The organism is Pseudoalteromonas sp. T1lg48 (assembly GCF_002964785.1).
Taxonomy (GTDB): Bacteria; Pseudomonadota; Gammaproteobacteria; order Enterobacterales; family Alteromonadaceae; genus Pseudoalteromonas.
Window position 1 is genome coordinate 521581 of sequence record NZ_PQCC01000018.1, and the last position, 25147, is coordinate 546727.

Consider the following 25147-nt stretch of genomic DNA (forward strand, 5'->3'; position numbering starts at 1 on the left):
ATTCAACACCCACTTGCAATTAAAAAAATTATCCGTACTATTGCAGTCCTAGTCGGCATATAGCGCAGCTTGGTAGCGCACTGTCATGGGGTGTCAGGGGTCGCAGGTTCAAATCCTGCTATGCCGACCATTCTTTTCTCTCCCCAGTCAATAGTTTAAAACGTCCTTATCGTTCCCACTTAGTACATTAAATAAAATTTCGTTGTCCTGTTTTGACTTGCTTTTGGGTGTGTGTCATCTCTTACCAGCTGCCAGCGAGATAAACGAAATCCCGAGCGAAAGCGGTTTTTATGCTGCGCCTTCCAGCGATTTATTAAACCCAGTCACAAGGCCAAAGTGGTTATTAATCAGGCTATTGCAAGTCAGGCTGGTTGCCAATATATTAAGGAAAAAGCTAATAAGTAAAAGGAGTTACGTATGCCTGGTGCATTTGCACATATAACCGCCGCTAACCTAGCCACTGCGAATAACGCCCTGATGACAATGAATATTCCAAACAGGGCAAAACTCATACTAAGTAAAAATCAAAAATACGTTGAGCTGGGCTGCGTATCTCCGGACTACCCCTATTTAGCCGTGGGTAAGTCACAGCAAAATAAATGGGCCGATTTAATGCATTACGAAAAAACGGGTGATGTTATTAAAGAAGCCGTTACCTATTGCAAAAGCCTAGAAGGTATCGCGCAAGAAAAGTGTTTTGCTTGGCTGTGCGGATACATGTCACATGTAGCAGCCGATATCACAATACATCCAGTGGTAGAACGCAAGGTTGGCCCATACGAGCACAACCAAGCGGCACACCGCACCTGTGAAATGAATCAAGACTCCTTTATCTGGCAACGGTTAAATATGGGTGAAATCGGCCTTGCCGATAGAATCGAGCTCAATATCGGCTCGTGCACAAGCCAAGACAATTGCCTTGATGAGGATATCAAAGGCATCTGGCACCATATTTTAGGTTCTACACACCCAGATTATGCCCAGTCTGTCGTACCCGATTTCGATGCCTGGCATGCTGGGTTCCAACTAATTGTGAATAATGCCGAGGAAGGCTACAGGCTCTTCCCCTTGGCTAGGCACGTTGCTGCCAATTGCGGGCTTCTCTACCCTCGCCCCGATGAAATTGATTATGACTACATAGAGAATCTCACTACGCCTAACAGCCCTATGCATTACGATGAGATATTTGATTTAGCCATTGAAAACATCAAGCATTTTATAACCATCCTTGCCAATGCCGTTTTTAAAGATGGAGAGTGCACTCAAATCTGCAATTGGAATCTGGATAACGGACAAGATGAAGCCGGTAACTTAACTGCATGGAATATTTAAAATGAAATACCTTTCTTTAATCATAACCACCTTGTTTGCTGTCGGTTGCACCAGCTTAGCTCATGGCCATGATCCAGAAGAAATGGCCGACCTTGCATCACAACTCAAAGACATCTCTGCGGCGGTTGATGGCACGTTAAAGTTTAGCGCTGAGGACTTCCCCGATTCACAGGCGCTCCTTCTGGCGGCACTCGATAATGATACAAGCAGGCTTGTCCCCTTCCAACATTACAAGCTGACAATCGCAGTCCAGAACGATAATGCCGTCTTACTGTTGTGTGAGGATGACGTTGCCTTAATCGAGGATGCAGGCTGTACAGCAAAATCGGACATGCAACATTGGCAAGCGGCCGAAGCTAAGTCATGCGAGTTCACTTTAGACACTGAGCATATTTGTAGGAACTAAAGGCGCTGACAAGCTCACTGCCGATGTGCGCTCAAAAAATGGCGATACACGCGATTGACATCCAGCTTCGCCCCAAGCGTTGCGCCAATTAAAAATAATCCGCCTAGTTTACGGTGTACAAACAAGGCATCTACCGGGGGCGTATGCCAGTGCTCTGAGTTTGCGCTCATTGCCAACCCCAGCTCTTTTATGCGTTTTGCGAGGTCACTGTTGGCAAAATCGTACTCCCCTTGAAAACGCAGCGGTTCACAGGCCAGCAAAAAAATATCCACCACATTATCGGTGTATTCTTGTGCCAAGCCTTCTGCAAAGTAGCCTATGTGCTTTGCGGCTGCCGCCACCTCTTTTCTGTCGCTGTTAATGGCGGCTGCTAACAACCGCTTGTAGCCATCGCTGATATGTTGTGGTAACTCCCGTGTGGCGCCAAAATCAAGCAAGACCAGGCGCTGCTCGTCAATTTGATAGCGGTAATTGGCAAAGTTGGGATCGGTCTGCACTAATTTAAACGTGAACAGCTCATGCAAAAATAGAGTGATAAGTTGTTCGACAGCTTTGTTTCTAACACTTTGCTGAGCGCAAGCCAAAGTGTCGAGATCTTGGCCTTCAATAAAGGTCATGGCCAGCACACTTGGTGAGCTCAACGCAGTTATCACCTCTGGCATGCAATAGTCCTCTTCGCCCGCCAAATGAGTGCTGTAACGCTCAAGATAATACGCCTCTAACGTGTAATTCGCTTCATTCAAAAGCTGTTGTTTGGCTTCCTCAAGCAAGGGAGCAATGTCGGCCTTTTTTGGTAACAGACCACTTAAACGCAGCAGGTAAGCAAGTTATCAACGTCACTCTCAATACCTTTAGCAATACCTGGGTATTGCACCTTAATAGCCAGCTTTTTTCCTGATTCCGTACAGGCCAGATGTACCTGACCGATTGAAGCCGCGGCGAAGGGCCGTAGTTCAAAATTAGCGAGGTTATCCAGCCACCTCTCTCCCCATGCATTGCGCATGGTGTCAACAAGTTGCTTGTGTGGCATGGGTGTGGCGTCGCTGCGCAAGCGCGCCAGCACAGCGGCTAATTCGGGCGAAAGCAACTCTCCACTGTCCATTGATAAAAGTTGCCCGAGTTTCATAGCTGCCCCACGCAAATGCGCAAGCTGCTGGGTAACACTGTGAATGTTGTTGGCGTTGAGTAACAACTCTCGGCGGGACAAATTTTTACCTGCGGCCATTGCTTTTGCACTGCCCAACAACATATTGCCCGCCACCTTAGAGGCCAACAGCCCAAAGCGGGCGGCTCGTCCAACTCGCGACGTGGGCACTGATTTTTGTTTATCCATCGTATCTTACTTCGTACGTTACCATAAATTACATCTACGGACCGCACACGGATTTGGATCCCCCCCGACTCGGTGTTGCATATTCGCAACAACAAAAGTGCAATTAAATCCACCCAATACCAGCAACAACTTGTTATTGTCTCTGACACCACTTCAGAATAAGGGAATCATTATGTTGCGTGAAAAACTAGGTTGTTTAATTCTATTAGTGCTGTATGTCCTTTGCTTTTCCTTACGGGCTGCCCAAAGTGAGCCCGCCGCAGATACAGACAAGCAAGCGATAGAACATTTATTTGCCAATTACATGGCGCACTACAACGGCTACCTGCAAGGGGATGAGCTTAAAGATATTGAACGGCTTTATATGCCCACTATTATGCTTATGTCCACCAATAACGCACCTCAGAGCATCGACGCGCCATCATTCGTAATGCAAGTGAGCAAGTTTTTAGACAACTTAAAGCATCAGGGAGCGGCGTCGGTGAACTGGCAGCAAGTGAATATACGCCTGATCGATGAAAACATCGCGATAGCCACCAACCTTGCTGTTCGCTATCGCGATAATGGCGAAGTGTTTAACAAAGTTGGGGCAACCTACTTCTTGTATAAAACAGGGAAAAACTGGCGTATTGCTAGTTTCGCGGTACACGAGCATACTGGAGTGCAAACTCTTTAACGTGACATGTGATTATGGAAGATTGGGATGCTTATCGCCTGATATTGGCAATTCACAGGGGTAAGACGCTGCGCAATGCGGCAAAAATAATGGCCGTGAACCACAGCACGGTGGCAAGGCGATTAGCACAGCTCAATCACAGCCATGGCTATACCCTGGTGGAGTCTACCCCCTCAGGGTACGCACTCACTCTGGCGGGGCAAACCTTATTGCACACAGCGCAGCAAGTTGAAGCGCTGGTACTGGCCGATAGGCATGCACAACGGGCAAAACACTTAGATCACAGTGGCCAAATTACCCTATCTCTTCCCCCTGCCATAGCGCAATACCTGCTGCTAGAGGACTTAGCTGCCTTTATTAAGCGCTACCCAAACATTCGCTTGGTTATGCAGTGCAGTTATCACATCGCCGATATCGACAACTGCGAGGCGGATATTGTTATTCGCGTCGCCAATGCGCCATCTGAGCATCTGGTTGGCCACCGCGCCGGTGCCGTGTACGTGAATTACTATGCCCAAGAACAATACTTAACCAACACAGCCAGTGAGCACTATTCATGGCTGGTTAGTTCTGCAGACGATGCTCACACACTCTGGATCAAACAAAGTCCCTTCCCACACGCGCCCGTTGGCCTAGTGATTGATGATTTAATTGTCCGCCATGAGGCCGCGCATACAGGCCTAGGGCTTATTCGCGGCGCCTGCTATATCGCCGATACCATGGAACAACTTAAAGTAGTCGGAGATCCTGAGCCACTTGAGTTTGCACAGATTTGGCTGCTAACACACCCTACGCTTATTGAAGTCCCCAGAATCAAATTGCTAATGGCTGAGCTCTACACTTTATTACGACAGCGACACAATCAATTAAAGGGCTCACTATAAAGTTAATTAGCTAGCCCCCTTTATTTATTAGTTTCAACCCTAATATCGCTAACTAAACTAACACTAAGTCACTTTGCCTACGAGATCACACAACCACCTATGCTATTGCTCATTGCTTTTGCCGTACTCTCCATTGCCGTTTCCTTTATGTGCTCCATTTTAGAAGCGGCATTGCTTTCCATTACACCTAGCTATGTTGCTAAACAAAAATTAGAAAACCCCGCTCACTATCAGGCTCTTAAACAACTGAAAGAAAGAATTGAGCAACCACTAGCCGCTATCCTCACGCTAAATACGGTAGCTCATACGGTTGGGGCTGCCGGTGTCGGTGCACAAGTCACGGTTGTATTCGGTAATGGTTACCTGGGTATCGCCTCAGCGGTCATGACCATACTTATTCTGTTGCTATCGGAGATTATCCCTAAGACGATAGGTGCTCAGTTTTGGCGCCAGTTAGCCGTGGTATTGCCGCCAATCCTCAACTTCTTAATCTGGGTACTCAAACCCTTCATTTGGATTTCAGACAAAATAACGCGTTTACTCGGTGGCAATAGCGGTGAAGAAGACCTGCGCTCAGAAATTAAAGCGTTATCATCTCTTGGCACCGAGTTCGATAGTATCGATGAGACAGAGCACAGAGCGATAAGCAATATTCTCGATTTACATACCATTAAGGTACGCGATGTGATGACGCCACGCATTGTGTGTGAAACGCTAAAACCCGACTTACCCCTTGACGACATTCGTACCAAAGTTGTCAAAAGTCAGTTCACCCGATTTCCTATCCTGGATGAGGATGAGGCCCCTCACGGCATACTTTTTAAGTCCGATCTTATTATGGTGGGCGACAAAAAATACGCGATTGAGTTTGCCCGAAAAGCTAAAGTTGTATCTAACAACACCAGCCTGGAGCATTTACTTACCGAGCTTATTGAAGAGCAAAACCACATGTGTTTGGTCTATGACGAGTACGGCTCGTGGCAAGGGTTAATTACGATGGAAGACATTATAGAAACCATTATTGGCCGTTCGATTCTGGATGAAACCGATCAGATACCAAACATGCGTCGCTATGCTCGACGACGCTGGATGAAACAGAAAAAAACACGACAATAGTGCTAACCAAATAGTTAGCTGTATTGCTCACTTGTGTTTAAGGTCGGTCATCGAGCTAACTGGGTTACCAAGCCGATGACTAAAGCGTGTAATAATTCCCGTCCAGAGCGTTTTATTATTGTGCGTAAAATTTAAAAAATCTTTATAAAACAACATTCATCACCTATAGTGTCGTATTCGTTACGTAATGATTTCGGGTGCATGTCGCAGCCCTAACGTATTGGTGGAGAGGGTCAATGGCTAACTTAGATGGCAGTTAGCAAGGAGACCCACAACATGAAAATGAAAGTAAATGTTCAGGTAATTAAGAGCCTACGTGATAGCCGTTGTTACTCTCAGGAGCAGCTGGCCGAGATGTCAGGGTTAAGTTTACGCACGGTACAACGAATCGAAGCCAAGGGCGTTGCCTCTTTGGAGTCGATTAAAAGTCTGGCCGCGGCACTGGATATCGACTGCCAGCAATTATTGGCCATGGACCACAGTATCCATGTGCCAGGTAGCGCATCCGCTGCCGGTGTGCCTGAACAAACTCAGACCTCTGCCACAGAGCAGGCGTCTAGAAATCAGGCTCCCGCTAAACCTAAAGCCAATAAGCATACCTATCTGTGGAGTATGTTACTGGTCATTGCCGCCAATGCCTTCGGCTTTTGGGGCATTTTTGATGCCTACAATGCCGGGCGCATAGATCACGACACCATGAGTTTACTGAAAAACCTGGTGTCACTGGCGCTGCTCTTTTCGGTGGGTCTGCTGGCCTACAAGGGCTACAAAGAAGGTATTTTTAAGTAATCGTTACTTAACACGAGCACCGGGTTCTCCTTGCTAACTCCACTTCAACCAAAAGGAGAAAACCCATGTTTAACAATAAATTAGATATTAAACTTATCAGCGTAACCATCGCCGTGTTTTTCATATACGTGCTTATTGCAGGCATAGTATTGGTACAATTATGGCTCCCCGATGGCATCGCAACAGAGCAAGCCATGATACTGGCAGAGCAGGACTTAGGCTTGCAAATTCAGAGCATGCTTGCAGGCCTCATTGGCTGTCTGCTTGTTGCGGCAATGAGTGTGCGTTTTGGTAAAGAGGTGGGTTATAAAAATACCCTGGTGTGTGGCGTTTTCCTCACCCTTTACGGTATCTTGGGAGTGTACTTGCACCCACAACATGCTCTTTGGGCGCAATTTATGAAGGTGCTCACACCGCTGCCTATTAGCTTGCTTGCGGCAATGCTGCTGTGCAACATGCGCAAAGACTCTCTCAAAACCGCATAACTGTTGAATTGCCTACTTAAGTGGCGACACAGCACAGACTATTGATGTGTCGCCCCTCTCGTATACTCACGACGGACATTAAACTGTAATTCTCGTTCATTCACCGACATTTGGTTACCAAAGGCAGTGAAATAAGGTAAAAAGGCGCAACTTTGCGAATTTAGGAGAGCAATATGTCGCGTATCTTTAGTCTTAATGCGGTTGCCGCAACACTGTTAAGCGCTCATGTTTATGCAGCGGATTTTCATTTTACTGGCCTAAGCGGTGCGAAAACCCTTGTGGTTGTGCAGACCAAGGGGCAAGACTTACCCTCGGGTCAATTCTCTGCAGCAACTCAGGCGCAATTGAAAAAAGCTGCCGACGCCGCTCAATTTGATGCCAGCCAAGGTAGCACATTTGAGCTACTAGCGCCTATTGACTCCGACTATGATCGCATTATGGTCGTGGGCTTGGGTGACACAGATGAGTTAAATGCTGCAAACATGGCTAAGCTAGGCGGCAATATTCACGCCAAACTACAAGCACACAAAGCCGAAGTGGTAGACCTTTCTTTTGCAGGCATAGAAGGCCAAATCAACAACGCACAACTGGCTGCACAGTTCGCTCACGGCGCTAACTTGCGCGACCACAGCTTTGATGTATACAAAAAAGATACTGAAAATAAGTCAGTGTCCTACCATTTCTCAGTTGATGACACCGAGCGCACAGCAGAGGCCTACAAGGCGCTTGCACACATCGAAAAAGGTGTTTTCTTGGCACGGGATTTAACATCAGAAGTAGCCAGTGAAATGACCCCGGTGGAATTTGCCAAGGCCGCCAAAGAGCTTGAGCAATACGGTGTTGAAGTTACGGTGCTTGGCCCTAAAGAGCTTAAAAAGTTAGGCATGGGCGCCTTAGAAGGCGTTGGTCGTGGCAGTGAGCACGGCGCCCGCCTTGTTGTTGCACACTACAAGGGTTCCGACAATGCGCCAATCGCCCTGGTGGGTAAAGGCATTACCTTTGATTCCGGTGGCTACAGCATTAAAAGCGGCCCTTCCATTGCCCGCATGAAATCGGATATGGCCGGCGCCGCTGCGGTACTGGGCACGGTTAAGGCCATGGCGCTGAGCAAGGCCGATGTTAATGTCGTTGCCGTGATGGGCATGGCCGCCAACATGGTGTCCCAATACGCCATTGCCCCGGGTGATGTACTGCGCACCGCCGAAGGCTTAAGCGTTGAAGTGGTGAACACCGATGCCGAAGGCCGCTTGGTGCTGAGCGATGCCATGTGGTATGCCCGTGAGTACTTTAAGCCGGAAATCATGGTGGATGTCGCCACACTGACCGGCTCTAAGGTCCGTGCCGTTGGTAACCGCTACAGCGCCATTTTCTCCGAAGATGAGCAACTGGTTAGCGAGCTGACTGCCGCTGGTAAGGTTGTAAACGAGCAGGTATGGCGCCTCCCACTGGGCTATAAAGACATGCTTAAATCGGATATCGCCGATCTGCAAAACATAGGTTCCGGTGGCCCGGGTGCTACTACCGCCGCTTCTTTCTTACAGCACTTTGCCGGTGACACCCGCTGGGTGCATATCGATATCGCCGGTAATGCCCTGGCCAGCAAGGCCAAAGGCGAGGTGAATGTAGGCGGCACAGGTTATGGTGTGCGCCTGCTGAGCGAATGGATTTTAAAAACCAAATAAGCGCACAAATGAAAAAGGTGGCCTAGGCCACCTTTTTTGTTGGTTGGAAAATCTAACTCGGAATACTTGGGTTAGAAAAAGCCGAGGGCATTGTCCGAGTAACTCACCAAGAGGTTCTTGGTCTGCTGATAATGTTCCAGCATCATCTTATGGGTTTCTCGCCCTACCCCAGATTTTTTATAGCCACCAAAGGCCGCATGAGCCGGATAATGGTGATAGCAGTTGGTCCAGACGCGCCCGGCTTCGATGGCTCGGCCCATGCGATAAGCGCGGTTCATATCCCGCGTCCACAAACCGGCCCCCAAGCCAAACTCGGTGTCGTTGGCGATGGCAATGGCCTCGGCCTCATCCTTAAAGGTGGTCACACTGACCACGGGACCGAAGATCTCCTCGCGGAACACCCGCATCTGGTTATTACCCTTAAACAGGGTTGGTTGAATATAGTAGCCTTGATTAAGCTCGTTATCGAAACGCTCGGCATCGCCGCCAATGAGTACCTCGGCACCCTCGTCGCGGCCTATGGTGAAGTAGCTCATGATCTTATCGAACTGTTGCTGCGATGCCTGGGCACCGACCATGGTCTCGGTATCGAGCGGGTTACCGCGCTTAATTTGCTTGGTGCGATCGATCACCTTGGCGATAAACTCATCATAGATGCTCTCCTGCACTAACAAGCGGGATGGGCAAGTACAGACCTCGCCCTGGTTGAAAAACGCCAGCACAGCGCCCTCCACACACTTATCGATAAACTCATCCGATTGCCCAAGCACATCCTCAAAGTAGATATTGGGAGATTTACCACCGAGCTCCACCGTTGACGGAATAATGTTTTCGGCGGCGCACTTTAAGATATGAGCCCCCACCGGGGTGGAGCCGGTGAAGGCGATTTTGGCGATGCGGGTACTGGTGGCCAGGGCTTGCCCCGCCTCGGCACCATAACCGTTAACCACGTTAAGCACGCCGGGAGGTAGCAAGTCGCCAATCACCTCAACCAGCTTTAAAATCGACGCTGGGGTTTGCTCGGCGGGCTTTAACACTACACAGTTACCGGCGGCCAGGGCTGGCGCCAGTTTCCACGCCGCCATCAAAAGCGGGAAGTTCCAGGGAATGATTTGCCCCACCACACCCAAGGGCTCATAGAAGTGATAGGCCACGGTGTTTTCATCGATATCGCCGATGCTGCCCTCCTGGGCACGAATACAGCCGGCAAAATAGCGGAAATGATCCACCACCAGAGGGATATCAGCATTGAGGGTTTCTCGCACCGCCTTGCCATTATCCCAGGTTTCCGCCACCGCCAATTGCTCTAAATTAGCCTCGATGCGATCGGCAATTTTCAGCAGCAGATTACTGCGCTCGGTGACCGAGGTTTTACCCCAGGCTACTCTAGCCTGATGCGCCGCATCCAACGCCAACTCGATGTCTTTGTCGTTTGAGCGTGGCACGCGGCAAAACACCTCACCGGTCACCGGCGTGGTATTGTCAAAATAGGCGCCATCAACCGGCGGCACCCAGGCCCCTCCAATATAGTTTTCATACTGGGCGGCAAAAGACACCACCGCGTCGGTTGAATTAGGCTTTGCATAGATCATTGTTATTGTCCTTCTTTGCTGCAATCCCTTTAACGCTAGACCAGTTTGGTGATAAAAACTTGATTGGCATTCCATCTTGCTTGACTCCACGTACACTTTTTGGCCATGCTAGAGCAAGCCTTGAACAAGCTTTGGTCACAGCAAAGGAGCCTAGCGATGCAAGCAACGACACACCCAGATGCTCTCGAGCGCCTCGATACCCTGGTCGATCACCGCTCGGTGTTTAACGCCGACGGCGTGCAATTGTGTTTATACGACACCTATGAGCACAGCGACGGCGTACCCTTTAAGGCCGACGAAATCATGTTTTGTGCCATGATCCAAGGGCGTAAGGTGATGCATCATCCAAGCCTGGAGCAGGGGCAGGATTTCATCCCTGGGCAAAGTTTTGTGATTGCGCCCCAAGAGCATGTGGCCATCGATTTCCCCGATGCCACCTTGAGCACACCGACCCGATGTTTGACCATAGAAATAGACACCCAAAAGCTGCATCGGGTAGCCCGGCAAATGCGTTTGCATAGCGATAGTGACGCCCCTGCGCAGACGGCCACCTTGCAACTCAACCACAGCGCCAGCACCGAAGGCGTGTATCGGCGTTTGATTGAGGCATTCAGTGAAAATGAAAAAGACCGAGGCTTACTGATCGAGCTTGCCAGCACCGAATTACTGGTGCGCTTACTGCGCGAACAAGAGCATAAGCAGTTGCTTAGCTGCGCCCAGCAAGACCCTCAAGCGACCCTGTGGCACGCGGTGGTCACGCATATCGAACACAATCTTGGCAACCTGATTGATGTCGATACCCTGTGCAGCCTCGCCTGCATGTGCCGCAGCAAGTTCTTTAGCGCCTTTCGCCATCGCTTTGGTCTCAGTCCCCAGGCCTATATTCTTAAGCGCCGCCTCGAGCGTGCCCAGTTACTGCTGAATCAGGGCAAATCTGTGACCAATGCCTGTTTTGAAACCGGCTTTAACAGCGTCAGCCATTTTAGCCGCAGCTTTAAGGGCCATTTTGGGGTGTCGCCACGAGGGTATTGCCAACAAGGGATGAATTAAAAGAACAATAGAACAAAGGCCGCATATGCGGCCTTGTTAGTGAAAAATAGCGCTTGGCTTAGTCAACCAAGTCTTCGGTGCCAACAATCAACCAAGGCGCCGAATCAGCGTTTTGACGCTCCATGTGCCAAATTTCATCGATACGCTCTTTCGCATGGGCTATACGGTCCTGATACTGGCCGCTAAAGTGGATGCTGATAGCCCACACATTATTGTCGCAGCTGGCGCGTACGATATTGGCATCAACAAACAACACCTCGGTCAGTACTTCGCCCTGCTCGGCGCGCAGCGCCTTAAATTCATCGATCAGCTCGGGAGCTAAATACTCCGACACCAGGTCCAAGTTATTGTCATTCCAGGCCTGTTGAATGGTGACATAATGCTCTTTGGCCGCACGTATAAAGCCAACCTGATCAAAGTTCGGCGGCATTTGCATGGGCACAGAGCTCGGTTGCGGCCGAGAATGAGCCGAGGCGCTGCTTTGCTGCCACTGACCCTGGCCCGCATAGGCCTGGCCTTGCGCCGTTGCCATCATGGGCCGCGGCTGGTTTTTGCGCATTGCCGAGCGAATAAACTTGAAGAGTAAGAAGCCAAGCCCCGCCAGCAATAAGATTTCCAGCAGTTGCACGCCTTCAAAATCATCGCCCATCATGGCAGCAATTAAACCACCGGCGAGCAGGCCGCCAAGCACACCGGCCATAATGCCTTTTTTGCTTGAAGTTTTCTTCGCCGTCACGGTATTGGTGTCCGTAGTTTGCTGCTTTTGTGTGGTCTGTGTTTGTTCGGTCTTACCCGTCGTGCGTTTCGAACCAAACTTTTTACGCGCCTGGGCATCGAAGCTGGCGGTAAATAATACGCTCAATAGCGTTAGCATAATTACCAGATTTTTCATGGTTATCCTTAAAAATAAATACTGGCGGCAGTGTACCTTAGCCCTGGGCTAAGGCAAGCAATTCGGGATATTGCGCGCCCTAACTGCCCAGTTTTTAGGCATAAAAAAGGCCCGTAAAATACGGGCCTAAGTTGAATGTTAAACCTAGAAGGAGTTACTCAAAAAACAGCGGTGTGCGTGCTTTTTTACCCACTTCCGTCATGGTTTCGGCATCAAATAAACGACCGTTTATCATGGTGTATTGCACCTTATCGGACTGACGAATGTCGCTGAGGATATCGCCGTCAATCACAATTAAGTCCGCCAGCTTGCCCTCTTCCAAAGAGCCCAGATTTTTATCCAAGCCTAGGGTCTTAGCCGGATCTAGGGTGGCGGTGCGGATCACCTCAAGGGGCGTCATGCCGCCTTGAGCAAACATCCACATTTCCCAATGCGCAGCCAGACCTTCACGTTGACCGTGGGCACCGACATTCACTAACACACCCTGATCTTGCAACTCGCCGGCAACACGGGCGTTGTTGAAGTGGTTGTAGTGATGTTCAGGCGCCTTGGTGCGACGCATAGAGCGCGGCAACAACTGGTTTTTAGGGACAAATTTACTCAGACGCGGGTGGTTCCACACCTCGGTTTTATCGTACCAGTAGTTCTCACCCCAGATACCACCGTAGGCCACGCCAAGCGTCGGCGTATAGGCCACATCGCTTTGCGACCACAGCTGGCGAATATCATCATAGATATTGGCCACCGGAATCGAGTGCTCTATGGTGGTGTGGCCATCAACAACCATGGTGAGGTTATGCTGCAATAAAGAGCCCCCTTCTGGCACTACCATCATGCCGAGTTCACGGCCGGCTTCCACCACCTGCTGACGCTGATCGCGGCGCGGCTGGTTGTAAGACTTAACACTAAAGGCACCCACCTTTTGCAGGCGTTCAAGGTGGAATTTAGCATCATCCAGGGAGTCAACGTGCGAGGTGTAGCCCGGCATATTGGCACCATAAAGGATAGTCCCGGTGGAGAAGATACGCGGACCGACGATCTCGCCCGCTTTTTGCATTTCGCTGGCGGCGAAGATTTCCGTGGTGTCGTTACTTGGGTCGTGAATCGTAGTGACACCTAAAGATAAACCGGCCAGGTTTTTCCAGTTCTGTTCGGGAATAATTTCATCGCTCCCCTGACCACCGTGGGCATGGGCATCGATGATCCCTGGCATAATGGTTTTGCCACTGACATCAATCACTTCGGCGTCTTCAGGGATCTGCACATCGGCCTGCGCACCCACGGCTTTAATATGCTTGCCATCGGTTAGCACGACCCCATTGTCGATAACCTGCTCACCCTTCATGGTGATCACCTTAGCGCCAACCAGGGCAATCATACCCTTAGGCTCGGCCATGGCTTTTTTGAAACCAATGTTTTCGCCGCTTTTCACCTTAAAGTCGGCATCGGCATCACGCTTGATATTGAACATGCCATCGAGAGAGGCATGGTACAGCTCAGGGCCAAGGCTCCAATACAGGCGATCGCTGGCACCGCTCCAACTGATGTTCTCGCCGGCGCGTACAGAAAGCTGTTCAACCGGGAACTGACTGTCTTTCGGGCCTATGCTGATGATTTTGCCACGCTCAACGAAAGGCGTCACAAACACCTTAAAGCGCTCGGCAAATGCCAGGTACTGGCCATCGGGCGAGATGCGGAATTCGGTGGCATGCTTGGACTCGTACAACTTGCGTACTTTTTTACTCTCAAGTTCAACCACGCTGAAGGTTGGCTTAGGCCAGGGGCTCATGATATAGACGCGGTCGTTGTCTTTGCCAAACTGCGGCTGATAACCGTGCTCGGTGACAAGCTCAGGCTTTTCGGGATCGTCTATGTTCACCGCGTAGATACCCGGTTTTAACGACCACTCCGGCGCCAACAGGCTGCTGCCGGATGATTTTCTAAAGACCAGGGTTTCACCATCTGGGCTAAAGGCCGGCTCAACGTATTTGCCCGGCTCTGTGGTTAAGGTATCACCGCGGTCCGAGCGTGCAGAAACAACACGCACACTGCCCTGCTTCTCGTCGTCCCAGGTGACATAGGCGATTTGCTTGCCATCACGCGAGAAAGTTGGGAAAAATTCAAAATGATCGTCTTGCTTGGTCAGGCGTTTGATCTTGCCCGACTCAAGGTCGCGCTTGTAGATATGGCCCATGGCCTCGAAAATCGCGGTTTCACCGTCTGGCGATACCTGTACGTTGCGCAGCATTTTTACGTCAAATTCATCGGTATCCAGGTTTTGCTCAAAGCGCAGCGCCTTTTGAATCGACTTGGTGGTTTCAACCTCAAAAGCGATTTCTTCGCTCTCGCCATTGTCTACGTCCAGCTTATGGATTTTACCGCCGGCCCAAAACACCAAGGACTCGTTATCCGGGGTCCAAGCCATGGTCGGATAGACGCCGTGAATGGCCCAGGTTTCCTGCATATCACGCTCAAGCTTATCGTACAGCTTGGTTTCTTTACCAGACTCTAAATCATACAGATACAACGTGCTTTGGAAGTCGTCACGCTTGATATAAGCCAGGGTCTTACCATCGGGCGACGGCGTTGGGCGAATGGCGCCACCGGTGCCGCTTAGGATGGTGTCGATTTCACCGGTTTCGCGGTCATAGCGCTTAATTTTGTAGATGCCCTGCACCGAGTCTTTGGAATAGTGGAAAGTTTTTCCGGGGGTGTCATCCTGAGAAAAATACACATAACGGCCATCCGGTGAAAACGCCGGCTCACCTAGATCTTTTTGGTCGTTTGGACGCTCGGTCAGTTGCACACCCGAGCCACCGGCCTTATGGTACATCCACACCTCGCCGGCACCCAGTGAGCGACTGGCGGTAAAGTGTTTACGGGCAACGATAAAGTCACCGTCCGGGCTCCAGGCCGGACTGTTCAACAGGCGGAAAGATTCTTTGGTCACTTGAGTTTGCTCTGAGCCGTCGACCTTCATCACCCAAATATTGTCGCCACCGCCTTGATCTGAGGTAAAGGCAATATGTTGGCCATCCGGGCTAAAGCGCGGCTGCATTTGCCAGCCGATATCCGACGTTAACTGAGTGGCCTTGCCGCCACTAATCGGCATGGTGTAAATATCACCTAGCAGGTCAAATACCAGGGTTTTGCCGTCGGGGCTGATATCCACGTTCATCCAGGTGCCCTGGTTAACACTGATCTTGGCATCCAGGAATTCGCCTTGCGGACTATCTACTTGCCATTTTTGTTCTTCTTTTGCGGCTTCCTCGGCAAACGCACTAGGCTGCGCCAAGGGCAGCGCCAGAGAAATAGCCAGTGCGAGCGCACTGTATAATGGAGTCTTCATAGAGTTCTCATCGGATTTAGTTATTATCACCCCTACTAAAGCAAAATGTGCGACAAAGGGAAAGTCAGTTGGGGTTAATGGGCAAAAATGAGGGATGGATGAAAATTGCGGAGCCAAAGGCTAGTGATAGGAAATAAGCTGATGAGTGAGTGGCCGGTATAGTGCGGGTCGCGTTTGCGCCCGCTTTACGTTTGGCTGCCGTTGAGCGCAACCAAACGTAGGGATGCTTAAGAGGCCTTAAAAATCAAATTTAAGAGCCACGCTCACTGCATCCGTACCATCAAACTGCTCATATGACAGCTCAGCGGCCATGGTTTTGCTAAACTGATAGCCCGCACCACCACCGAAGCCGAATTCCCAATCATCACCAGACTCAGAGAAGCCGTCGGCAGAAATAGTTACTTCTAGGTTGGCATAAGAAGGCGCGGCATATAAATAGAAGCCGTTATTAAAGTCATATTGACCACGTACCGACAGGGCTACAAAGCTGTCCATTTCAATTTTAACATTGCTAACCGTGTCATCGCCAATACCCGTACCGATACGCAGCTCAGGCATAAAGTAAAAGTCGTTACCCGAGTCAAACTTGTAACCGATAGAACCATAGATACCATCTAAGCTGATATCGATGCCCGCGTCATCGTCCGATAGATTCATATAGCCAGCGCCCGCTTGCCAGTTAGCTTGTGACGCGAAAGATGTGCCCGCTAATGCAAGGGCTAGTAAGGTCTTTTTAAGCATTATTATTTCCTTTTATGTTTTGTTTCACTTGGGTTTAATGTGCGAGTCGAGTGCTACTGCATCTCCTCGTACTGCAATACAATTTGAAATACCTGGGGGTTTTCGTCGAAGTGCCTAAGCACTATGGGATAGATTTGTTGTTGGAGCTGCTGTACTTGGACATCGGGAGCAGTATCGGCGGCAATGTGCACCGAGACTTGTGTCAGCACCCCATTATGGATATTCCAGCTTAACTGAGCATCAATTCCTAGCTCGGAGCGCAAACTGGCCTGTACGGCCTCGGTTTTATTGTTCATATCGGCAAAGGTGGCGGCCATGTCACAACCGCTCAGCAAAAATACCGTAATTAATGCCACAATCCTTATTATCATCGCGCCCCTCCTTGGTTTATTACTCGTTATGGCGAGGTAAGATACGGTATGTTAATAACAATTAAATTACAACAATCACATTAATTAACACTCACCCCTATACCCGGGGAAATGTAAACTTGACTAGCCAATATCGACGCTAGTGCTGCCAATCGCTGGGGTCAAACTGATAATAGTCTTTGAGGACATTAAAAAGCTCGGCATCAAATTGGCGCATGGCGGCGGGCTTCTCGATAAAGGTTTCGGTGGCCACGGCAAAAAACTCAGCCTCATTGGTGGCACCATAACCGTGCATCACGTGCGGCATATTGTAGGCGATATGGCTTTTAAGCTTGTTGTAAGCACGCGAACACACCTCACCCCAACGTCGATAGCTTTGTTGGTCTGCCAATAAGGGGGTGCCATTGGTTTGCCCGGTCACCTGATCGAGTTGATGGGCAAATTCATGAAACACCAGGTTATGGCCATCGCCAGGCAAGCGGTTACCCTCAAGCACGTCATGCCAGCTTAATACTAAGGTGCCGCCGGGCCAGGATTCGCCCTCGCGCACCACCTGGTGATAACTCACCAGGCCCGCCATATCCCGCTCGGTCACATCGGCATAATAGGCACTGGGGTACAGCAAGATCTCTTTGACATTGGGATACAGGGGCCAGGGTTTATTGAGCATCAGTAGGCTGGCATTGGCCGCCACCACCAGCTTCATGGCCTCATTAACCCTAAGGCCATCGCGACCTAAAAAACGTTTTTCCCCTAAAAACCAACAGATATGGCGCTCAAGCTTGGCCCTGTCTGCATCCGTCATGGCGCGGTATATGGGCATGGCCCTGAGCAAGATTTGCTTTTGCGCCTCGTTTAGTGAGGCGTTATGGTATTTACGCCGCCAATAACGCAGACGCAACGTATCCTGCTGCCAATACACAAGTACAAAAGCCACCAACAGGCCTATCAATGCGACATTTATCATCTGTTAATTCCTTGACATAGTTACTTGTAAATATGACCCTTAGCGCGCTAATTCAATCTCAACGACACATATTTACGAATAAAAACGCATCATGACGCTTCCCATTCAGGCTTTAGAGCAGGACTTTTTAGCTGCGCTTAAGCAACACCATGTCATTGTTCATGCCCCCACCGGCAGTGGTAAGTCGACCTGCTTACCCCTTTGGGCAGCTACTGCAGGCCGCGTGCTGGTGATCCAGCCAAGGCGCATTGCCGCGACCTCCTTGGCAGAGTATCTGGCAACGCAAAGGCAACAACAACCTGGAGAAGATATCGGCTTCGCCATTCGTTTCGAGGCTCAGCTAAATGAGCAAACCCAGGTGGTTTTCGCAACCCCAGGCGTTGCTTTGCGGTGGTTTTTCGAAACTAAGCTAAGCGATTATGATGTGGTGATGCTTGATGAATTTCATGAGCGTCGCTGGGATACCGATCTGCTGTTAGGGCTGCTCAGGCACCACAACAGCCATCGCCTTATTGTCACCTCGGCCACCCTCAATGACGAGCTAATGGTCAGCTATCTAGGCGCCAAAACCCTGTACAGCAAAGGCCGACTCTTCCCCATCAGCAGCGAATATCTGGCCGACGAACGCCAGAGCATGCCCTCTCGCCTGGACTTAGCACCGCGAGTGCGCGAGGCCTGTGTCTATGCGCTAGAGCATAGCAATAAAGATATCCTGGTGTTTTTACCCGGGCGCGCCGAGATAGCCAGTTGCCTCAGTGCCTGTCGTGATTTACCCGCCGAGGGCGTTGCCTTACATGGTGCCAGTCCGGTTGCCGAACAACGCCGCGCCATGCAAGAAGGCAAGCAGCGGCGTATTATTTTCGCCACTAACGTCGCCGAAACCTCGCTGACGGTACCGGGTATCGAGTGTGTGATAGATTCCGGCCTGGAAAGGCGCACCCATCTGCGTAAAGGCAAAACCGTGCTCGGCCTTGACGCCATCGCCAGAGACTCGCAAAAACAGCGCCAGGGGCGCTGCGGACGCACCGCACCGGGGCTGTATATTGCGCTCTTTGGAGAGCATGCCCCCTTGTTGGCACAGACACCGGTAGAAATAGAGCGTGAAGCCCTCGATGAGCTGGTATTGGCCAGCGCCTGTGCCAATATCGCTATAGATAAGCTTGAATTATTAACCCCGCCTGCGCCGTCAAGCCTAGCCCGAGCCAAGCAGGCTCTAACCAGCTTAGGCGCTATTGATGAACAGGGCGTGGCCACCGAACTTGGGCGGCGCATTTATCCCCTGCCCGTGGATGCAGAGCTCGGCTACCTGATAGAAAAAATGCCCAGCTCCACACTGCGTCAGGCCATGATAGATCTGGCCAGTGTTATCGTTACGCCGGCACAGCTTTATGCCATGCCAAGCCCGGACGCTCTCACCGAATTGGCCAAGGCATTGGGCGAGCACCTTGAACACAGTGATGTAGCCATGAATATAGCCGCACTGCGCGGTCAATGTGGCGACTATCTGCAAATCGATAACCTCGCCCTAACGGAAGCGCAAACCTACAGCAATTATTTGCGCCAGGCCTATCAGCTCCCGGAACTATCACGCAGCGCCCGTTTCGACTACGACGCGCTGATACAGGCCATTGCCACGGCTCGCCCGGATTGCATTTTTGTAAAACGCAGCAACCGCCGTGGCGGTTTTGGTAATGGCGAACAAGAAATTCGTCCCGCCAAAAACTCCTTGCTCGGCGAGCATCAGGATGCAGCCCTGGTCTTGGCCACATTTTCACTGGCGGGTAAAGGAAAAAAGCACGCTGATACCCTGGCAACCCTGTGCGCACCTTTAACCTTAAAACAGGTGTTGAACTGTGCCCCGACAACGCAGGAGATAGGCGAGTGTTATTGGCAGCCCAAGGAGGCAGCGGACCCCGAGGTGCTAGATGGCGAAGTCCGAGCCAAGCTGACCTACAGCTATGCCCAGGTCACCCTGGCCAGCATCGAGACCCGGGTACCCAATGAACTTTTACTGCCAGCGGTCACCGAGCTCATCCTCAATGGGGCGCTATTTCCTGGGCTGGCACAACAGCTCAACGATGCCCTTGCCTACCATGAGCTTTATCTGCTGTATCACCAGCAGGAGCAAAGCGTCCCAAGCGCCGCCGAGCATTTACACACCCGACTGGTTGAGCTTGGCGTGCAAAACCAGGAAGACTTGACGCTTATTGAGCAAGCAGATTTACATTACCAGGGGCTTGAACCCTGGCAGACCAAGGAGTTTATAGAGCGCTTTCCACTGCGAGTAACGTTGCCGGGCATGACCCTCGCCATCGAGTATTTATTTAAGGCCAAGCGAGTCATAGCCCATTATCACAGCGGCGAACGTAAGGACCCACCAAAACGCTGGGAGCTACCCAGTTGGAGTGGCCTAAAAATTCGCTACAAAAAAGCCAGTAAGGTGGTGGATATTCGCTAAGACAGCTCTTCACACAAGAGATAATCCCTGCGGTGTCCCAGGCTGCGGTTACGGCCCTGCTCTTTGGCCAGATACAGGGCTTTATCGGCGTGCGACAATAGCCTATCGGCGTTAACCGCGCAGTCGATATCGGCGGCGCCAATACTGACACTCACGTGCAGGCCATTGGCCAATACCGAGTAATCGTAACTGGCTACTTGGTGACGAATGCGCTGTGCCCATCGCAGCGCACCTTCTTCATCAAGACCGGGGAATAGGATGGTGAACTCTTCTCCCCCCCAGCGGGCAAACAGCGCCTCGGGTGGTAAACAGCGGGCAACCACCTGCACCACGGTGGCAATCACCTGATCGCCAACCAAGTGAGAGTAATGATCATTTATATGTTTAAAATGGTCGATGTCGATTAACAACAGACTAAGCGGCTGTTCTTCACGTTGAGCCTCGGCAAAGTGCGCCACCAACCATTGGTCGAAGGCACGACGGTTGGCTATGCCCGTCAGTTGGTCGTGGGTAGCCTGATGCTCGAATGCCTGAGCCTGCTTCGCCAATACCTGAGTTTGTTCTTTCACCCGTTGTTTCAGCTGGGCTTCGGAGCGTTTAAGGTGATAAAAACGCAGACGGTAGACAAGTAAAAGCAGCAAGAGCAACATCACCACCACGGCAATTTTAAAGCTCAAGGTCTGCCATGCCTTCGGCGCCACTTTGATGTCAACGGCGGCGCCACTGGGTTGCCAGCTTCCATAAGGGTATCGAGCACGGACCTCGAAGCGATAATTGCCCGGTGGCAGGTTGGTGTACTCGGTGATATGCAGGTTGCCGCGATCGACCCAATGTTTTTCATAGCCTAATAAGCGAGTCTGATATTCGATACGCTCGGTCATCACATAGCCTAAACCGGCGTAGGTAAAAGAAATACGATTGTGCTTCGGGGGCACATTGACCACTGTGTTTTGATAGGCCTGTTGCGGGTGATTATCAAACTGCACCGCCTCTATGCTCACCGGCAATGCCACATTAGCCATACGGGTAAGTTTATTGGGGTCAACCATCACCGCGCCGCGAGCAGTGGCCACCCAGACATTCTGGTCGTTATGAAAAATAGCCGGGTATTGCGAGCCGCCATTCGCTTGTGAGCTAAGCATACCATCACCCTGATCAAACAGGGTGTATTCCAATTGCCGCGCCGGTTGCTTCATACTGGCGAGGACACTTTCGCGGCTGACACGAATGACCCCACGGTTACTGCTGAGCCAGAAGTGATCAAATTCATCCACCACCACGGCAAATAATTTATCTACGGGTAAGCCCTGTTCTTTGCCAATCTTATGCAACTGTTCGGTCTCACTGTTATAGCGTACCAACCCTCGATCGGTGGCCATCCAAACCACCCCTGGCTCCATTAAAAAACCGAAGGCATACTCGGCATCGAATTGCTCGGTCAGCGGAACCTGATAAAACTGGCCTTGCTCGAAGTAACCCACACCCACCCCAGTGCCAACCCAGATACGATCCCGATCATCTTCACTCAGAGCCATAATAAAGTTGCCGGGCAAGCCGTCTTCATCGGTGAAAAACTGCAACTGTCCGCGCTTTTCACGATGTACCAAACCGGCTGCGGTACCCACCCAGACACCGCCATCTTCCTGCTCTAACACGGCGCGCACTTCATTGCTTGGCAAGCCCGTTTCGCGGTTTAAAAAGCGCTTTAATTTAAAGCCATCGAAATACATGAGGCCGTCGGTATAAGTGCCAACGAAAATACCGCCGTCACTCGCCGAGGTTAAACTGAGCACCGAAATAGGTGCTCCGGAGCGCTCTGCCAGAGGCATTGCATGACCATTCCGATAGCGATTAAGGCCGTTACTGGTACCCAAATACAAGGCGCCATCGCTGTGGCTTAACAGGGTGCGCACATAATCACCCGACAGTCCGCGTGATTGGCTTAGGGTGGTAAAAGGAGCCTGACGCAGTCGGAACAACCCGGCATTGGTGCCAATCCAAATGCTCCGCTCCTGGTCTTCCAATAAGGAAAGAATACGGTTACTGGGCAAACCCACATTGGCATCGAGCTTTTCCAGACCAAACTCGCTGTAGCGAAACAGACCGTGATTAATGGTGCCAAACCACACATCACCACGGTAGTCGACCATCACAGCCGACACCGATTCATATGCCAGGGCTTCATCCAAAAGATGAAAGCGTCCATTATCATCACGCCAAATACCCTGCTCAGCGCCCACCAGAAGACGCTGCTGGTGATCAAGCGCAAGCTTAAAGGTCATCCCCTTTAAGGCGCTGTTAGCCGCCTCTGGGCGTTGCATTTGCCCGTCCTGGTAAACATAAAGGCCATCACTGCTGGCCACCCACACCTTATCGCCTTGCTCGAGAACATGATAGGTGCTGGTGCCGCTGAGAAAAAGCTGCTCTTGTCCCTGATGGCGACGAACGACTCCCCCGTCCTCAAGCGCCAGCCATAAAGCGCCATCGCTGACACGCTGAGCAAAGTTGATCATGTAGGCGGCGGCGGGTAACGCCTGCCAGGAACTGCCCTTAACTATGCTGACGCCGCCACGGGAGCCGGCGACATACAACTCGTTCGTTTGACTATCCAGGCTAAGGCTACGTATCCCTGAGTCGGGCAAACCGGTTTCTTCGCCTCGGGTAAACAGGGTGAATTTGCGGCCATTAAAGCGCGCCACCCCTTCCCAAGTACCGGCCCAAATATAGCCGTCGGTGGTCTGGGCCAGGGCATTAATGCTGTTATGAGGGAGGCCATCTCGGGTGTCCCAGGTTTCGGCAAAGTAATGACTTAGGGGAACATTTTCGGGTTGAGATGCAATCGCGGATGGTGGCGAGGGGTAAGGGGCTGGTTCATCGGCCCTGCTTGGCGTGATGGTCATCAATAATACATAGCAAACTATGCTGACCATCAGCGTCATGGGAATCTTTAAAAACCGCACCTTGCCCATCTGAACTCTTAGTTATAGTTATTCTTAACACAGTATGAACATATAACTTTACACGCTTGCGGCTCAATTACAAAGGATTACCTTGTTATTTAGCGCCGCCCACCGCATTTTTACTGGCGTAGCAGCCACCTATTCGGCTAGCGAGTCGGTCAGCTGGCCGCTAAGGTAGCGCTGAGGATCACGAAATTTCTGTTGCAGCTGCGCGATAAACTGGCCGCTGTGTAAGCCATCCATCAGCGCGTGATGAACATCGAGGGACAGTGTCATGCTGCCTGAGCCCTTATCGTACTGGCCAAAAACCAGTTTTGGCACACCGTTGGCGTTACCTTCATGGGTGGCATGAGAAAAGGCGGAGAAATTCAGCCAGGGCAGCACAGACACATGAATTAAGTCGCAACGCCCTTCACTTTCGGCAAAGCCTTCGCTAAATAAGGGTTGTTGCAAGGCGCGGGTCTTGGCTCGGCTATGTTGCTCACAATAGTCACTAAAGCTGAGCGCCGAAGGTAAATAACTAAAGCGAAAGGTATTATCGTCCGCTAGTTGCACCACACTGATACAGGGGTCCGCACAGTGGACCGGATGGCCATCGACGATACGTAGGCCCATGGGCCAATATTGGGCGGCACTGATGTGCGCCAGATAGAGATAAGCCAAGAAAAATGATTTTTTATGGGCACGACAATAATCATACAGGGGCTCAGCCCTGAGGCTGACGCATACATTAAAGTAAGGCTGCTGAAAGTCTTTAAAAAAGGCGAAATGTTGCTGCCTTTCCCAATTATCTAGATCGACTGTGGTGTAGGGTGTTGACATAAGGTGACTGCTTATAAAAAAGGCACGCTCTGGAGCATGCCTTATTCATTATTGCGACGCAATCAATTACGCGCAAGTTAGAAGATATTACAGCCCTTTGGCAATAATTTCTTCTGCCAGTTCGTCGGCAACAACGTGCGTAGACACCTGCTCTTCATCAGAACGCTGGAAGATTTCGATAAGCGTATCGTAAATGCCTTCCACGTGCTTGGTGGCCGCCTCGGCGCTGTAACCTTCCGGCTTGGTCTCGTAGTATACGTTGATGATACCACCGGCGTTAATCACGTAATCCGGTGCGTACAGTACGCCCTTCTCACGCAGAATTTCACCATGACGAGGCTCGGCTAGCTGGTTGTTCGCACAACCGGCAATGATGCTTGCCTTAAGACGTGGGATGGTGTTGTCGTTTACCGTTGCGCCCAGGGCACATGGTGCGTATACGTCTACGTCCAGGTCATAGATTTCATCGATGCCTACCGCTGTGGCATTGAAATCGTTAACAACGCGAGTAACCGACTCTTCGTTGATGTCTGTAACGAACAGCTCAGCACCGGCATTGTGCAGGTGTTTACACAGATCATAAGCAACCGCGCCTAAACCCTGAACCGCAACCTTAACGCCCTCAAGGTTTTGGTGACCATGCTTATGCTGGAACGCCGCTTTAATGCCTAGGAAAGTACCTAGAGCGGTGAATGGCGAAGGGTTACCGCTTTTGCCTTCAAGACCCATTACATAATTGGTCTCTTTGTGCATCATCATCACGTCACCCGTGGTGATGTTTACGTCTTCGGCAGAGTAGTAGCTACCGCCTAAACGCTCTAGTTGTTTACCAAAAGCACGGAACAATGCTTCTGACTTAATCGCTTTCGCATCACCGATGATCACAGACTTACCACCGCCGAACGGTAAACGCGCTACCGCGTTCTTGTAAGTCATGCCCTTAGACAGGCGCAAAACGTCTGTTACTGCGTCTTCATCACTGGCGTAGTTCCAAAGGCGACAACCACCTACCGCTGGACCTAGTTTGGTGCTGTGAACTGCGATAATTGCCTTAAGGCCTGATTCTTTATCACTGCAAAATACCACTTGCTCGTGGTTATCGAAGTCAACTTGATTAAAAACAGCCACTATTATTCTCCGAACTTTATACCCGAGATACGGGTGCGCTGAAATTGCCGCAGACTCTATCACTAAGTCGCGCCCCTTGCCACTGAATGAGATGATAAAGTCGCAGCTGCTTAA

19 protein-coding genes, 1 tRNA gene and 1 pseudogene are annotated in these 25147 nt (G+C 50.7%); 11 read left to right on the top strand and 10 right to left on the bottom strand.

The features are described from left to right. Positions 1-53 precede the first annotated feature (53 nt). The 3 genes from C2M29_RS11590 (at position 54) to C2M29_RS11600 (ending at position 1738) form a co-directional block, all read left to right on the top strand. Positions 54-130: transfer RNA gene (locus C2M29_RS11590), tRNA-Pro, on the top strand. Between the two features lie 287 nt (positions 131-417). Then, positions 418-1332, top strand: a complete 915-nt coding sequence (locus tag C2M29_RS11595; RefSeq protein ID WP_105189923.1) for a zinc dependent phospholipase C family protein — start codon at positions 418-420, stop codon at positions 1330-1332. 1 nt (position 1333) lies between these two features. After that, a complete protein-coding gene (locus tag C2M29_RS11600) occupies positions 1334-1738 on the top strand; it encodes a hypothetical protein (RefSeq protein WP_105189924.1) in 405 nt (134 codons plus the stop codon). A 14-nt stretch (positions 1739-1752) separates the two neighbouring features. Here the strand turns inward: C2M29_RS11600 and C2M29_RS11605 are convergent. Further along, a pseudogene (locus C2M29_RS11605) lies at positions 1753-3071 on the bottom strand (ABC1 kinase family protein). A gap of 172 nt (positions 3072-3243) precedes the next feature. On the opposite strand from C2M29_RS11605, the gene C2M29_RS11610 reads away from it, so the two are divergent. From C2M29_RS11610 to C2M29_RS11635, 6 genes are all read left to right on the top strand, one after another. Further along, positions 3244-3747 carry a DUF6841 family protein gene (locus C2M29_RS11610; protein ID WP_105189925.1) on the top strand — a complete coding sequence of 168 codons (504 nt, stop codon included), beginning with the start codon at positions 3244-3246 and terminating at the stop codon, positions 3745-3747. Positions 3748-3761: 14 nt separating this feature from the next. After that, positions 3762-4631 (top strand): LysR family transcriptional regulator, encoded by an 870-nt coding sequence (locus tag C2M29_RS11615; protein WP_105189926.1) that lies wholly within the window; start codon positions 3762-3764, stop codon positions 4629-4631. A 99-nt stretch (positions 4632-4730) separates the two neighbouring features. Then, positions 4731-5747, top strand: coding sequence for a CNNM domain-containing protein (locus C2M29_RS11620; protein WP_105189927.1), 1017 nt, complete (start codon positions 4731-4733; stop codon positions 5745-5747). 276 nt (positions 5748-6023) lie between these two features. Further along, the gene (locus tag C2M29_RS11625; RefSeq protein WP_233998413.1) at positions 6024-6536 is read left to right on the top strand and encodes a helix-turn-helix domain-containing protein; all 513 of its coding nucleotides are present in this window, start codon (positions 6024-6026) and stop codon (positions 6534-6536) included. A 65-nt stretch (positions 6537-6601) separates the two neighbouring features. Beyond that, positions 6602-7021, top strand: coding sequence for a hypothetical protein (locus tag C2M29_RS11630; RefSeq protein WP_105189928.1), 420 nt, complete (start codon positions 6602-6604; stop codon positions 7019-7021). Positions 7022-7194: 173 nt separating this feature from the next. Beyond that, positions 7195-8703, top strand: coding sequence for a leucyl aminopeptidase (locus tag C2M29_RS11635; RefSeq protein ID WP_105189929.1), 1509 nt, complete (start codon positions 7195-7197; stop codon positions 8701-8703). 71 nt (positions 8704-8774) lie between these two features. On the opposite strand, the gene exaC is transcribed toward C2M29_RS11635, so the two are convergent. Continuing rightward, a complete protein-coding gene (exaC, locus tag C2M29_RS11640) occupies positions 8775-10295 on the bottom strand; it encodes an acetaldehyde dehydrogenase ExaC (protein ID WP_105189930.1) in 1521 nt (506 codons plus the stop codon). 156 nt (positions 10296-10451) lie between these two features. On the opposite strand from exaC, the gene C2M29_RS11645 reads away from it, so the two are divergent. Further along, positions 10452-11345, top strand: a complete 894-nt coding sequence (locus C2M29_RS11645; RefSeq protein WP_158684721.1) for a helix-turn-helix transcriptional regulator — start codon at positions 10452-10454, stop codon at positions 11343-11345. A gap of 58 nt (positions 11346-11403) precedes the next feature. On the opposite strand, the gene C2M29_RS11650 is transcribed toward C2M29_RS11645, so the two are convergent. From C2M29_RS11650 to C2M29_RS11670, 5 genes are all read right to left on the bottom strand, one after another. Next, positions 11404-12237, bottom strand: a complete 834-nt coding sequence (locus C2M29_RS11650; protein ID WP_105189932.1) for a Tim44 domain-containing protein — start codon at positions 12235-12237, stop codon at positions 11404-11406. 154 nt (positions 12238-12391) lie between these two features. Next, positions 12392-15586, bottom strand: a complete 3195-nt coding sequence (locus C2M29_RS11655) for an amidohydrolase family protein (RefSeq protein ID WP_105189933.1) — start codon at positions 15584-15586, stop codon at positions 12392-12394. 237 nt (positions 15587-15823) lie between these two features. Beyond that, the gene (locus C2M29_RS11660; protein WP_105189934.1) at positions 15824-16327 is read right to left on the bottom strand and encodes an outer membrane protein; all 504 of its coding nucleotides are present in this window, start codon (positions 16325-16327) and stop codon (positions 15824-15826) included. 53 nt (positions 16328-16380) lie between these two features. After that, on the bottom strand, positions 16381-16698 hold the full coding sequence (locus C2M29_RS11665) for a hypothetical protein (RefSeq protein WP_105189935.1): 318 nt from the start codon (positions 16696-16698) through the stop codon (positions 16381-16383). A gap of 139 nt (positions 16699-16837) precedes the next feature. Then, positions 16838-17665 carry a M90 family metallopeptidase gene (locus tag C2M29_RS11670; protein WP_105189936.1) on the bottom strand — a complete coding sequence of 276 codons (828 nt, stop codon included), beginning with the start codon at positions 17663-17665 and terminating at the stop codon, positions 16838-16840. 91 nt (positions 17666-17756) lie between these two features. Between C2M29_RS11670 and C2M29_RS11675 the strand changes: the two genes are divergently transcribed. Continuing rightward, positions 17757-20123 (top strand): DEAD/DEAH box helicase, encoded by a 2367-nt coding sequence (locus C2M29_RS11675; protein WP_105189937.1) that lies wholly within the window; start codon positions 17757-17759, stop codon positions 20121-20123. Here the strand turns inward: C2M29_RS11675 and C2M29_RS11680 are convergent. From C2M29_RS11680 to C2M29_RS11690, 3 genes are all read right to left on the bottom strand, one after another. Continuing rightward, on the bottom strand, positions 20120-23062 hold the full coding sequence (locus tag C2M29_RS11680; protein ID WP_158684722.1) for a ligand-binding sensor domain-containing diguanylate cyclase: 2943 nt from the start codon (positions 23060-23062) through the stop codon (positions 20120-20122). The genes C2M29_RS11675 and C2M29_RS11680 overlap by 4 nt on opposite strands. Positions 23063-23221: 159 nt before the next feature. After that, positions 23222-23905, bottom strand: coding sequence for a CatA-like O-acetyltransferase (locus C2M29_RS11685; protein ID WP_105189939.1), 684 nt, complete (start codon positions 23903-23905; stop codon positions 23222-23224). Between the two features lie 87 nt (positions 23906-23992). Continuing rightward, a complete protein-coding gene (locus C2M29_RS11690) occupies positions 23993-25033 on the bottom strand; it encodes a Leu/Phe/Val dehydrogenase (protein WP_105189940.1) in 1041 nt (346 codons plus the stop codon). Between the last annotated feature and the right edge of the window lie 114 nt (positions 25034-25147).